Raw genomic sequence first — 13,741 nt, 5'->3', positions numbered from 1 at the left:
TATTTAATATTATGAAAATCTAAATTTGCCCTTTTTAAGTCTCCTATTGTGAAGAATTATAAAGGCACAAGGTATTGCTGTCATTGTAAGTACAGATGACAATATCATACCAAAAACAATAGATGTTGCCATAGGAGCCCACAAAGCACCACCGGAAATCATAAGAGGTATAAGTGATATAACAGTTGTAATCATTCCAACCATAATTGGACGAAGTCTTGTCTCACAGGCAAATTTAATTCCTTTTATGACATCTTTTTCATCTTTAAGAACAAGTTTCATATAGTCAAGAAGAACTATACCATTGTTTACAACTACACCCATAAGGCTTATAGCACCTAAAAGAGCCATAAATCCTATCGGATAACCCATAACTTTAAGACCTATTATAATACCTATAAATGAGAGTGGTATTGTCGCCATAATTATAAGAGGCTCTCTAAGGTCTCCAAACTGGAATACAAGTATTATATAAATCAATACAACAGCTATAACTGCTGGAAGTTTCATTGATGAAAAAGCATCATTACTTGTCTCATTTTCTCCACCGAACTCCATTGTATAGCCATCAGGAAGTTTATAATCTTTTAAAGCTTCCTCATAAGCTTTCATTACATTTCTTGTATTATAACCATCTTTTACAAAAGAACCTATTGTTATTGTTCTTTCTCCTCCCCTTCTCACTATTTTATTAAGGGATGTTTCAGTATCTATATCAGCAACCTGACTTAAAGGAATATTATCACCTGTAATCTGTGATGTAAGGAAAAGAGTATCAAGCATATCAGCAGAAGTTTTCTTATCAGATGAAACTTTTGCAACAATAGGCAATGAATCTTTATTTATATCTTTCTGTTTAAGCTCTGATATTTCAACACCATTTACAGCCATTCTGACAGTAGAAGCTATATCATAGGCAGAAAGTCCAACCATACTTGCTTTTTCTTCATTTATATCAACATCAAGTTTATAACTATCATATCCAAAGTTATTCTCAATATTTTTTGTACCTTCAACAGTATATCCTATCTCCTGAATTTCCTCTGCCATTCTTCTAAGCTCATTAATGTCTGTTCCTGTAATTCTAACCTGAACAGGATAATCAGTAGGAAGATTTATTTCAAGATATTTTATCTGTGTAGAAATTCCTGGAACATTATTTATAATATCTCTCTCAACATTTTCAGCCTCACTTCTAGTACCATTTATAAGGAACTGGGCTTTATTTGTTGCAATATTGTTAGGCATAAATGAAACGTAATATTTTGTATATCCGTTGCCAACTTTATATGAGAAATTATCTATTGAACTTTCATTTTTAAGAACTTCAGAAACTTTCAAACAAGCATCCTCTGTTTTTTCAACAGTTGCACCATCCTGTAAAGTGACATTTAAAACGTATTGCTCCCTTTCAACAGGAGGAAAAAGCTGTATAAGCATTGTTGGAACTATTGTTGATGTAGCAATAAGCATTGCAAGAAAAAGTGCAAGAACTTTTCTAGGATTTCTAAGACTTATATCAAGAACTTTCATATAAAAATTGCTGAAAGCTCCTTTTCCTTTATCCAATCTAAAAAGTTTTTTAAATTTTTCTTTCTGTGCTTTCATTTTTTCATTACGTTTTATTTTTTTAGGGTCAAGGAATATATAACCCATAGCCGGAACAACAGTTATACTTGTTATATAAGAGCCTAAAAGCGCCACCGTTACAAGTATAGGCAGAGAATTTACAAATTTCCCCGCAGAGCCTTGCATCATGGCAAGGGGAAGGAATGAAGCAACTGTTGTGAGAGTAGATGTTAAAATTGGTATATTAACCTCTTTTATACCCTTTGTACAGGCTGTCATAATATTTTCCCCTCTATCAAGGTATACATTCATATTATCATTTGAAACTATACCATTTGCCACAAGAAGGCTCAAACATATTATGAGAGCAGCAATAGAAACCTGATGTATAGGAATTTCTGTTGCTTTCATATAAGTAAAAACAATACATATTACAATAGGTATAGGGAAAGCAACTATAAGAGCACTTCTTATACCCATTGATATAAATACAACTATTAAAACAAGTATAATAGCAGATATAAGATTTTCATTAAAAAGAGATATAGACTCATTTACAAACTGTGCCTGATTATAAAGCTCTGTCATATTCATATCTGCATAAAGACCATTTACTTTAAAATCTGAAATCACTTTTTGAAGTTTTTTCTCTATTTTAAGTATATTAAGACCGTCCATATATTTTACACATACAAAAAGAGCTTTCTCACCATTTACATAAGCTGTTTCCTCTTTGTCTTCATATGTAAGATTTATTTCTGCAAGGTCTTTTAAATATACCGGAGTTCCTGTTTCCTTTGATACTGATATTATTGTGTTTTCTATCTCTGAAATATCGTTATATTCTCCGGTAATCTGAACAGGTATCTGTATTTTTTCAAGCTCAAGATTTCCTCCTGGTATATTTATATTTCTTGCCTTTAAAACTGTTGCTGCTGTCTGTGGAGAAATGCCATAGCTTTGTAATTTTGTCATATCCAAATCAATTTCAACTTGCTGTGATATATTACCCTCTATGGCAACCTCTTTTACACCTTCAACTTTTTCAAGAGATGATTTCAAACTGTCTGCTGCTGTCTTAATATCTTCATAACTGTATTCATCTGATGACAAACCTAATATAAGACCATAAGAACTTGTAAAATCTGTTTCAATCTCTGGTTCATAGGCACTTTCAGGAAGTTCTCCCTTTGCATTGTCAACTTTGTCTTTAACTTCTGTCCACTTTTTTTCTATATCATCATCACTCATATCCTCAAGAGTAATTTTTATTATACCTACCGAGTTCATAGCATAGCTTTCAAGAGTTTTTATATCAGATATAGTATTAACTTCATCTTCCAAAGGTTTCAAAACTTGTTTTTCAACATCTTCAGGACTTGCCCCAGGATAAACACAAGTTACAGAACATATTGGACTTTCTATACTGGGATTTTCTTGTCTCTCTGAACTGTAATATGAAAATGCACCAACAGCCATTATTATCATACAAAAAAGTGCTGTAATTCTTTTATGTGTTACACTCCATTTTATCATTGTTTAAGCCCCCTCTGTATTACCATTCTCAACTGTTACAGAGTCTCCATCTCTGAGAAGGAATTGACCTTCTGTCACAATGACATCACCTGTTGATATACCTTCTATAATCTGTATATTATCACCTATAATATCTCCTGTTGTGACAGGTTTCTTTGATACAGTTTTTGTATTTTCATCATATGTAAATATAAAAGAACCTGATGAAAGCTGTATAACAGTATTTACAGGTACAAGACATACATTTTCACCGGAAATATTAATATCCGCTTTGGCAACCATTCCCGGACGTATTTCACCATTAGGATTATCAACAAGTATTTTTACTGTAAATGTTCTTGTTGTACTGTCTGCTAAAGAACCTATCTCAGCAACTGTTCCTGTATATTCTTTATTTGTACCATACACATATATTTTAGCTGTCTGTCCTTGAGATATTGAATTTATATATTTATCAGACACACCAACCTCTATATAGACACTATTTATATTACCTATTACAGCCACAGGATAACCGGCTGCCACTGTCTCACCTGATGAAAAAAGTTTTTTAAGTACAACTCCATTCATAGGTGAATATATTGTTGTATCTCCCAAATCATTTACAGATTTATCAACTGCCGCTTGTGCTTTATCTGCAAGAGCTGTTGATGCAGAAATTTGTGCTCCATAGGCTTCAACTTTTTTCAAAGAAGCATCAAGTTTACCTTCTGCAATACCCTTTGCATCTAAAGCCTGCTGATATGTTTCTTTATCAGCTGTAAGTTTTGCTGAAATCTCATCAAACTGGCTTTTTGTAGCTATTCCACTATTATAAAGAGTTTCAACTCTTTCATAATTTGTCTGTGTAAGTTCAAGTTGAGCTTTTGCCTGAGCTATTTTTGAGGGTATCTCTGTTTCAACCTGATATTTTGCCGCTTCATACTCTGCCATAGCTGCTTCATACTGACTTTCCGCTGCTGAAACTCCAGCCTGTGCAGAATATTTATCGGCTTCCGCTGCTTTTTTCTGCAATGCGTAATCATCAGTTTTTAAGTTTGCCACAATATCTCCCTTATTGACAAAACTTCCCTCGTCAGGTATAACCTTGTCAATAACTCCATCAAGTTTAAAAGAAAGATTTACTGTCTCAACAGGTGTAACATTTCCACTTAAACTTAAAGTATTTAAAACACCCTCCATATTTACTGTTTCCGTTTTTACTGTTCTTACAGCCTGCTCTTGTGTTTCTTCTTCTTTAGCACAACCTGTAAACACAAATATACATACTGTCAAAAGTGCTGTAATTGATTTAAAACAGCCTTTTTTTAAACATTTCATTATATTATCCTCCCTTTTCAAAGATTTTTATATACAAGTGTATATTATCTTTACATCTGTATCTATTTATTATATACTAAATCTAAACGTAGAAAAATACAAGAAACAGAGCGGATTTATTGTAAATATAATATTCAATTTTTAAAAAATGTAGATTATTAGGGGGTATAAAACAATGAAAGAGAAAAAAATGGATTTAAGGACAAGGCAAACTTACAGTTTTTTGACAACTGCACTTTTTGAACTTTTAAAAACTCAATCTTTTTCAGAAATATCTGTAACAGATATATGTCAAAAAGCAATGGTTCACAGAACAACATTTTATAAACATTTTGAAGATAAAGAACATCTTCTTAGAACTATTATAATCGAACTTCAAAAGAAATTTGATGAACAGTGTAACGAACATCTTTCATCATCAGATGCACCTAAAACATTTTATCTTTTACTTTTTAAAAGAGTTCTTGAATATATAGCAGAAAACAAACTTTTAATGTCAAAAACTATTTTTGACAAAGGTAATAATTATGTTGAAGAAGTTTTTAAGTCATCAATAACAGAATATTTAAAAAATCATTTTAAACTTAATGAAAAGAAAAACAATGTAAAATTCAAAATATCTCCTGCCCTTTTAGCGGAATACTATACAAGTGCATCAATAGCTATGGCTAATTGGTGGCTTGAAAATGATATGTCAGTATCTATTGATGATATGGTTAAAAATCTTGACCTTATAACTTCAGGAGATATTTTAGAAAATATATAATAAAAAAACACCTGATTAAAAATCAGGTGTTTTTTTTATTATATGAGAAAATATTATTTTTTATAGAGAATATCATAAGAACAATCATTAATATTGGAAATACAATAGCTCCCATAAATCCAGCCTTTATTCCATAATCAGTAAACATACTTGAAATAATATTAACTGTCTGAGGACCTGCAACACAACCCATATCACCGGCAAAGGCAAGTATAGCAAATAGAGCTGTTCCACCTTCTTTACAGTTTTTAGCTGCAATACTAAACATTCCCGGCCAAAGTATGCCGACAGAAAGACCACATAATCCACAGCCTAAAAGACCTATAATAGGATAAGGAGAAAAAGCTGCCATAATATAACTTAAAACACACAATAAACAGCTTATACATATAAATTTTTCTAAATTTACAACTTCACCTTTTTTGCCATAAAAAAGCCTTGTAAGTCCCATCATAATTGAAAAGAAGACAGGTCCCATAATATCTCCCACAGTTTTATTAACTCCAAGACCTACTTCAGCAAAATATGAAGCCCACTGGGACATTCCCAACTCAGAAGCTCCAGCACATATCATCATTATTACTATAATCCAAAATATTTTCTTTCCAAAGAAAAACTTTATTGATACTCTCTCATCTTCTTCAACAAGAGTATTTATAGGCACATAAGAAAACATAAAAATATTTATAAAAGGTATTATTGCCCACATAAAAGGTATAAAATACCAATAACTTTCACCTATAAATTTTAAAACTAAAGTTGAAATAAGTATAAAACCAACACAGCCCCAACAATAAAATGAATGTAACATACTCATAGCTTTGTCTTTTTCTTTAGAAGGCACAGACTCAACAATAGGGCTTACTAAAACCTCCAAAAGTCCTCCACCTATCGAATTCAAAATTGTAGCAAAAACAAGACCTAAAAAAGCATTTGAAAACACTAACGGAAAAAGTCCTATGCCAAATATACCTATTGTAGCAGAAATATGAGCTATAATCATACTTTTTCTATAACCTATTCTATCAACATATTTTGCTGCAATTATATCTGTCAATATCTGTGTACCAAAATTTAAGGCAATAAGTATTCCTATTTTATCAAGGGATATTCCAAGACGTTTTTGATATATAACAAAAAATATAGGGCTTATATTATTTATAATTCCCTGAACGATATATCCAATATAACAAGCATATACGGTATATTTATAATTATTATTTAAAGCACTCATTTAATAAAACCTCATAATACAGCAAAAAAGGTACCATAAAGGCACCTTTTTTATTATTATTTAAAATAGTCAAATTCTACACCGTAAATTCTTACAGTATCACCCTCAGAAATTCCTTTTTCCTCGAGAGCTTCAATAATGCCTTTCTCTCTAAGGTATCTCTGGAAGAATGCGAAACCTTTTTCAGTGTCAATATTTGTATAACCAATCATCTTTTCAACGCCTACACCTGTAACAACATAATAGTTGTCATCATAAACCTCAATAGTAAATGGCTCTTTATCTATTTCAGCCTCTTCATATTCGTCATATTCTTCCTCAAATACAATATCTTCAGGGTAATCTTTTAATATATTAGCAACAGCACCAAGAAGTTCATCAAGACCTTTATTTGTTGCTGCTGAGATAGGATATACTTTATATCCCTTAGGTTCATAAATATCTTTAAGTTCCTGAACAAAATCTTCAGAACCTGGAATATCTGTTTTATTAGCTGCTATAACCTGTGGACGTTTCATAAGCTCTGGATTGTAATCAAAAAGCTCTTTATTTATTGTTTCAATATCCTCAACAGGGTCACGACCTTCAACACTGGCAGCATCAACAACGTGTATAAGGACTTTTGTTCTCTCAACATGGCGTAAGAACTCATGACCTAAACCTATACCCTCACTAGCACCTTCAACAAGTCCTGGAATATCAGCAAGAACGAAATCATCGCCATATTTTCCTTGAACAACTCCCAAGTTTGGAGTAAGTGTTGTAAAGTGATAGTTAGCAATTTTAGGATTTGCATTTGTTACCATAGAAAGAAGTGTTGATTTTCCAACGTTAGGGAAACCAATAAGACCAACATCAGCAATAAGTTTAAGTTCAAGTATTACATCATACTCTTTAGCAATAACACCTCTCTCGGCATATCTTGGAGCCTGACGAGTTGGAGTTGCAAAGTGCTGATTTCCTCTACCGCCTTTTCCACCTTTTATAATAACTTTTTCTTCTCCTATTTTTGTTATATCTGCCATAATCTTTCCAGACTCAGCTTCTCTTATAACAGTACCAACAGGGACTTTAATATAAACACTTTTACCACTTTTACCGAAACAGTTAAGTTTTCCACCGTCTTCTCCCGCCTCAGCCTTAAAGCTTCTCTTATATCTGAAATCCATAAGAGTGTTCATACTTCCATCACCAACAAATATAACATCACCACCACGGCCACCGTCACCACCGTCTGGGCCACCGTGGGTAATATATTTTGCTCTGTAAAATGAAACACAACCGTTTCCGCCATTTCCGCCTTTAATATGGATTTTGACTCTATCTACAAACATTTAATTACACCTCTCTTTCCCATATCTATTTAGTATATATAAAAAAATAATGTTCATACAAAACAAGGCTTCAAATGAAATCATTTGAAGCCTTAGTTATCATAAATTATTCTGCTGCTTCTACAACAGGGTAAACAGAAACCTGTTTTTTGTCTCTGCCTTTTCTTTCATATTTTACACGTCCGTCTACTAAAGCAAAGAGTGTATCGTTTCCACCTTTACCAACGTTAACGCCTGGGTGAATTTTTGTACCTCTCTGTGTGTATAAAATATTGCCAGCTCTTACAATCTGTCCATCAGCACGTTTAGCTCCAAGTCTTTTAGCTTCAGAGTCACGGCCGTTTCTTGTTGAACCAACACCTTTTTTATGTGCAAAAAACTGAAGGTTTAATCTTAACATCTAGTGCACCTCCTCGTCGTTTATCGATATATAACTACTATATTCTAACTGAATATCCATAAGGCCTCTGACCATTGCTCTAATGAGAATATCAGCGTCCTTGTTGTATCCTCCCTCTTTTACATCAGGAAGACTGTAATCTATGAAACCGCCTTTCTTTTCATCAAGGTCACATTCAAAAGGTTCATCTGTAAATTCCTCAATACAGTTTATAGTATTAAAAACTAAAACAGTAACAGCGGAACAAACAATATCAGAGCCTTCCTCGGCAAACCCTGCATGTCCAGAAAGTTTAAATCCATAAATATTATTGTTTTTATTACGATAAATATTAACTTTTATCATAATAGAAAATTAAGCATTGATAGCTTTGATTTCTAATTTTGTGAATGGCTGTCTGTGACCTTTTTTCTTGTGGAAACCTTTTTTAGATTTGTATTTGTAAACTACAACCTTTTTAGCTTTTCCATCACCGATAACAGCAGCTGAAACAGCAGCACCCTCAACGTAAGGAGCTCCAACTTTAACATCACCATCTTTAGCAACAACTAAAACTTTGTCAAAGCTGTATTCGCTACCTGCTTCTACACCTAATTTTTCAACAGTAATAACATCGCCTTCAGCTACTTTATACTGTTTTCCACCAGTCTCGATAATTGCGTACATTCTCTGCACCTCCTCGCAATATACTCGCCGAATTCGGTACCCTGACCTTTTCAGGATTTCAAACCTCTTCGTGCGGCTTAACATACCTGTAAATCATAGCATAGAAACCCTATTCTGTCAACATATTTTATCGTCTAAATTTCAATTTTAACAAACTTTTATAATCTTTGTTATCTTTATACAGCTTACTTAATTTTTCATACTTTTCTTTGTCGAAAATATCTTTTACATTATCTTTTTTACTTGTTAAATAGAGTTTTTCATATATATCAAGAGCTTCATCTTTATTACCTTTTTCATATTCAATATCAGCTCTTTTACCTAAAGCCTGAAGATACTCAACACTCTTTTCTCCTGTTCTCACTTTCAATATACGTTCAGCCTTTTTAAACATTCCATAGGCTTCCTCAAACTTACTCTGTTTTTCATATATTGAGCCAATTCTCATAAGAACAGCTCCATAAGTTTTATCTTCACCGCTCAATTCACATATAGTCACCGCTGACTCACTGAAATATTCTAATGCTTTTTTGTCATTTTCTTTTCCTGACCATATCTCTCCAAGCATAAGACTTTCATTTATATACACAATATCTTTTTTATCAAGTTTTTTTCTTTTTAAAACAGCAATCTCATACATTTTTATGACATTGTCTTTATCATCTTTAATTTTATATATATCTCCCAAAATATCATGGACATGAATATACTCTAAAGTATCAGTCATTTTATATTCTTCCATAAAGTTTTTAGAAATTTCAAAACGTTTTATTGCCTTATCGTATTCATTATTTGAGAAATAAATATCTCCCATACTATTTTGAACAGATACATAATCCTTTTCTTTTGCTGTTTTTTCTGCTTTTAATAAATTATAGAGAGCATTCCCATTGTCATTACCCTTTAAATATAAGTCTGAAAGCATTATATAAAGCTTTGTAACAGATTTGCTTTCATCATCATTATCACTGTTAAACAAACTAAGAATATTTTCAATATAATCAATGGCTTCTCTATCTTTGCCCCAATCATAAAGAATTTGAGCTTTTAAAATATACAAATCTAAAGCCTTACTACTTTTACTGTCATAAATATTTTCACATATTTTTTCAGCTTTATCTAATATAATATTTGCTTCATTATAAAACTTTGACTTTATATTATATCTGACACATTCAAGAACACTATCATATAAAAAGTCATCTTCAGGTATTTTATTTCTTGTATAGTAGCTTACAGCCTTTTTATAATACATATTAGCTCTTTTAATATCGCCTTTTCCAAATATAGCAAGGGCAACTTTAACTTTTTCTTTTGCAACCTTTAATTTATCATCATAATCCTGTTCAAAATTAAGGTCTATACTTCTCTCATAGCAATTTATAGCTTCATCATAATTTCCCGAAAGTCTGCAAGCGTCTGCATAAAGACTTAAAGCCTCTTTAAAATCAACACTATCACTTCCAAGCATTTCTTCTCTTATAACCACTATATCCTCAAGAATACTTTGTGCCTTAGCATAGTCTTTACCATTCATTAATATTTCAGCTTTGGCAAAAAGAACATCTGCATATTTAGGGTGTTTTTCACCATAAATTTTTTTCCTTATAGTTATACCGTCTTGAATAAGGTCAAGAGCTTGTTTTTTCTTTCCAGCTTTACTGAAAACTTCTGTCATCTCCATAAGGTTTTTAACATAACCCATAGAGCTTTTCTCGGCAATAGTGCTTCTTAACATCATAGCTTTCATATAATAATCACAGGACTCCACATAGTCACCTAAATCACAATAAAACTTTCCTATGGCATTAAGAACTTCTATATAGTATAAATTACCTTCACCATAATAATTTTTTCTTATTTCAAGGGCTTTTTGATATGCTTCAACAGCTTTTTCTTTCTCTTTCATTTTTGAATATATATTTCCAAGACTTATATATGTCACTGCAATATTAGCACTATCTTCACCCATAATTTTATTTTTAATTTCAAGGGCTTTTTCATGGTATTTTATAGCATTTTCATAGTCTTCCATGTTGCCATAATCAACACCTATATTATTTATAGAGTCAGCATAAAAAGCGTGTTCTTCTCCAAGCATATCTTTTACTAAGCCCAATATTTCTTCATGCTTTTCCATTGCTTTTTTATAATTTTTTGACTTTGTATATAAAGATGCAAGGGCATTAAGACTTGTAATATAATCCAAATGTTTTTCTTCCATTATTGATGTTCTTATTTCCAAAGCTCTCTCTGAATATTTTATAGCCTTATCATAAAATTTTGCTTTTTCACAAACAAGGGATGCTGATACAAGAACAGACATATAATAAAAACTTTTTGTATCAAGATTATTTTCTATAACTTCTATTGAATTAGTATAATTTCTTATGGCTTCACGATAATTTCCTAATCTTTCAAAACACTTCGCAAGACTTGAATAAATATCAGCATAATCATTTTTTAAAAATCCATTTTTACGCTGAGCCTTAACTAAAGCACGTCTAAGGTAATCAATAGCCTTATTATAATCTTTCATATCAGCATATATATTACCTATATTGTATAAAGCTAATATATAATCAATATGGCTACTTCCATAATTTTTATCAAAAATTAAAATAGCCTCCTCCATAAGAGGAAGTGCCTCTTTATTTTTACCCATAATGGAAAGGTCAATAGCTAAGTTATTTATAATATTAGCATATTCAACTGTTTTTTGATTTTTCTTTTCTCTTATATCTTTAGCTTTCATATAACAATCTATTGCAGCAGGATAATTATTTACATCATCATGGGCAACACCAAGATTATACATATCAATAGAATAATCAATACTGTCCTTGTCCCCATTTTCTTCATATTTCTTAATTATCTTTTCACCCGCAATAATAGCTTGTATATAATCACCTTTTTTGTGGGCATTTAAAAAATCCGCCCTAAGTTTTACTATTTCACCGATATAATAGGACATTTCTCCCACCTCCGAAAATAAATTGACCTTTATATAATATCATAAAATATACAAAAAACAAAACCCTTATTCTTAAAGTTAAAAATCATCAGAAGAAGCCTCATCAAAAGCCTCTTTTATAACATCATAATTATAGCCTTTTCGCTGTAACATAGCAAAAACTTTCTGTTTCTCTTTAAAATCCACATTAGAGAAGTCTTTTATTTTTTTTCTTATAAGTTTAACAGCACCAGAAATTTCATCTAAATCCATATTTTCAAAAACTTCATAAATTACTTTGTCATCTACACCTCTTTGGGACAGTTCATATTTTATCAAATACTTTCCTTTAGGTTTAAGTCTCTCACATTCTTTTATATAGGCTTCACAATACTTTTTATCGTCAACATATCCATATTTTTTTAAAAAAGCCATTACTCTTGATTTTATATCTTCCGAATAATCTTTTTCAGACAGTTTTTTATAAACTTCATTTTCTGTACGCATTTTATATCCCAAAAATTTTAAGGCTGTATCTTGAGCCTTTATATATACGAGACTATCGGTAATATAGTTATATGTTGTCTCTGATATTTCAAAACCTTCTTTTATTTTAAAATATTCAACATCAGCGGCAGAAAGACCAAAGGCAAAATTTCCGTCAATATATACAGAATATCGACTTTTATCTTTTTTTTGCTGTTCAAGGGCTGTAACTATCATAAAAAATCACCTCTGCAAAATAAAACACATCACACAGAAATTTTAATTCCATGTGATGTGTCTTTAGTTTTATAATATTATATTAAAATTCTTCTTTTTCTTCAACATTCTCTGAAACTTCAATAGGTGTTTCATCAATTTCATTTTCAGAAACTGTTTCAAAATCATCAAGAACAGGAAGGTCATAGTATGCTCTTACAGCATTTTCAATCTCATGACACATTTCAGGGTGTTCTTTGAGATAAATTTTAGCATTTTCACGTCCCTGACCAATTCTTGTTTCACCATAGGAATACCAAGCACCGCTCTTATTTACAATATCAATATCAGCAGCAAGGTCTAAAACGTCTCCCTCTTTCGATATGCCTTCACCATACATAATATCAAACTCAGCAGTTTTGAAAGGTGGTGAAACTTTGTTTTTAACAACTTTTGCTTTTGTTCTGTTACCAACAAGGTCATTACTCTGTTTTAATGTATCAGTTCTTCTTATATCAATTCTTATGGAAGCATAGAATTTTAAAGCACGACCACCTGTTGTTGTCTCAGGATTTCCGAAAGTAACACCAATTTTTTCTCTAAGCTGATTTATAAATATAACGCTACATTTTGATTTGTTTGTTATACCTGTAAGTTTTCTTAAAGCCTGAGACATAAGTCTTGCCTGAAGTCCCATGTGAGAGTCTCCCATTTCGCCTTCTATCTCTGCACGAGGAACTAAAGCTGCAACAGAGTCAACTATAACTATATCCATAGCACCTGAGCGAACCATAGTTTCGGCAATCTCAAGAGCCTGTTCTCCGTCATCTGGCTGTGAAATATAGAGATTATCAATATCAACACCTAAATTTTTTGCATATACAGGGTCAAGAGCATGTTCAGCGTCAATATAACCTGCAATACCGCCCTGTTTCTGAACTTCTGCTACCATATGAAGGGCAACAGTTGTTTTACCTGATGATTCAGGTCCAAAAATTTCAATAATTCTTCCCTTTGGTATACCACCAACACCAAGGGCAATATCAAGGCTTAAAGCACCTGTTGGAGTTACTTCAACATTCATTCTTGAAGCACTATCTCCAAGTTTCATTACAGCACCTTTTCCAAACTGTTTTTCAATATGACCTAAAGCCGCTTCAAGGGCTTTTTCTCTGTCTTCACCTTTAGCATCATCAAAGTCAAACTTTTTGTTTCCTTTTTTATCTGCCACTTATAATCAACTGCCTTTCATAGTAAAATC

The 13,741-nt window shown here is 32.0% G+C and carries 11 protein-coding genes; 1 reads left to right on the top strand and 10 read right to left on the bottom strand.

Annotated elements, in window-relative coordinates; all coding sequences use genetic code 11:
- Positions 1-9 precede the first annotated feature (9 nt).
- Both B5E58_RS06330 and B5E58_RS06325 read right to left on the bottom strand, forming a co-directional pair.
- Positions 10-3,105, bottom strand: coding sequence for an efflux RND transporter permease subunit (locus B5E58_RS06330; protein WP_088108846.1), 3,096 nt, complete (start codon positions 3,103-3,105; stop codon positions 10-12).
- 3 nt (positions 3,106-3,108) lie between these two features.
- Positions 3,109-4,425, bottom strand: coding sequence for an efflux RND transporter periplasmic adaptor subunit (locus B5E58_RS06325; protein ID WP_088108845.1), 1,317 nt, complete (start codon positions 4,423-4,425; stop codon positions 3,109-3,111).
- A 175-nt stretch (positions 4,426-4,600) separates the two neighbouring features.
- Between B5E58_RS06325 and B5E58_RS06320 the strand changes: the two genes are divergently transcribed.
- Positions 4,601-5,191: a TetR/AcrR family transcriptional regulator gene (locus B5E58_RS06320; protein ID WP_088108844.1), complete on the top strand. Its 591-nt coding sequence runs from the start codon at positions 4,601-4,603 to the stop codon at positions 5,189-5,191.
- 22 nt (positions 5,192-5,213) lie between these two features.
- Here B5E58_RS06320 and B5E58_RS06315 read toward each other — a convergent pair whose 3' ends face one another.
- The 8 genes from B5E58_RS06315 to recA all read right to left on the bottom strand — a co-directional run bounded on the left by B5E58_RS06315 (position 5,214) and on the right by recA (position 13,711).
- Positions 5,214-6,425 carry an MFS transporter gene (locus B5E58_RS06315; protein WP_088108843.1) on the bottom strand — a complete coding sequence of 404 codons (1,212 nt, stop codon included), beginning with the start codon at positions 6,423-6,425 and terminating at the stop codon, positions 5,214-5,216.
- Between the two features lie 56 nt (positions 6,426-6,481).
- A complete protein-coding gene (gene obgE, locus B5E58_RS06310) occupies positions 6,482-7,759 on the bottom strand; it encodes a GTPase ObgE (RefSeq protein WP_088108842.1) in 1,278 nt (425 codons plus the stop codon).
- A gap of 106 nt (positions 7,760-7,865) precedes the next feature.
- Positions 7,866-8,159: a 50S ribosomal protein L27 gene (rpmA, locus tag B5E58_RS06305; protein WP_088108841.1), complete on the bottom strand. Its 294-nt coding sequence runs from the start codon at positions 8,157-8,159 to the stop codon at positions 7,866-7,868.
- Positions 8,160-8,504: a ribosomal-processing cysteine protease Prp gene (locus B5E58_RS06300; RefSeq protein WP_088108840.1), complete on the bottom strand. Its 345-nt coding sequence runs from the start codon at positions 8,502-8,504 to the stop codon at positions 8,160-8,162.
- 9 nt (positions 8,505-8,513) lie between these two features.
- The gene (gene rplU, locus B5E58_RS06295; RefSeq protein WP_088108839.1) at positions 8,514-8,825 is read right to left on the bottom strand and encodes a 50S ribosomal protein L21; all 312 of its coding nucleotides are present in this window, start codon (positions 8,823-8,825) and stop codon (positions 8,514-8,516) included.
- 127 nt (positions 8,826-8,952) lie between these two features.
- A complete protein-coding gene (locus B5E58_RS06290) occupies positions 8,953-11,799 on the bottom strand; it encodes a tetratricopeptide repeat protein (protein WP_088108838.1) in 2,847 nt (948 codons plus the stop codon).
- A gap of 78 nt (positions 11,800-11,877) precedes the next feature.
- Positions 11,878-12,501: a regulatory protein RecX gene (locus B5E58_RS06285; protein ID WP_088108837.1), complete on the bottom strand. Its 624-nt coding sequence runs from the start codon at positions 12,499-12,501 to the stop codon at positions 11,878-11,880.
- A gap of 82 nt (positions 12,502-12,583) precedes the next feature.
- On the bottom strand, positions 12,584-13,711 hold the full coding sequence (gene recA, locus B5E58_RS06280) for a recombinase RecA (RefSeq protein WP_088108836.1): 1,128 nt from the start codon (positions 13,709-13,711) through the stop codon (positions 12,584-12,586).
- Between the last annotated feature and the right edge of the window lie 30 nt (positions 13,712-13,741).

The organism is Tyzzerella sp. An114 (assembly GCF_002161055.1).
Classification (GTDB): domain Bacteria; phylum Bacillota; class Clostridia; order Lachnospirales; family Anaerotignaceae; genus Fimicola; species Fimicola cottocaccae.
Note: the sequence above shows the minus strand (reverse complement) of the source record. Positions and strands in the feature narration are given on the sequence as shown.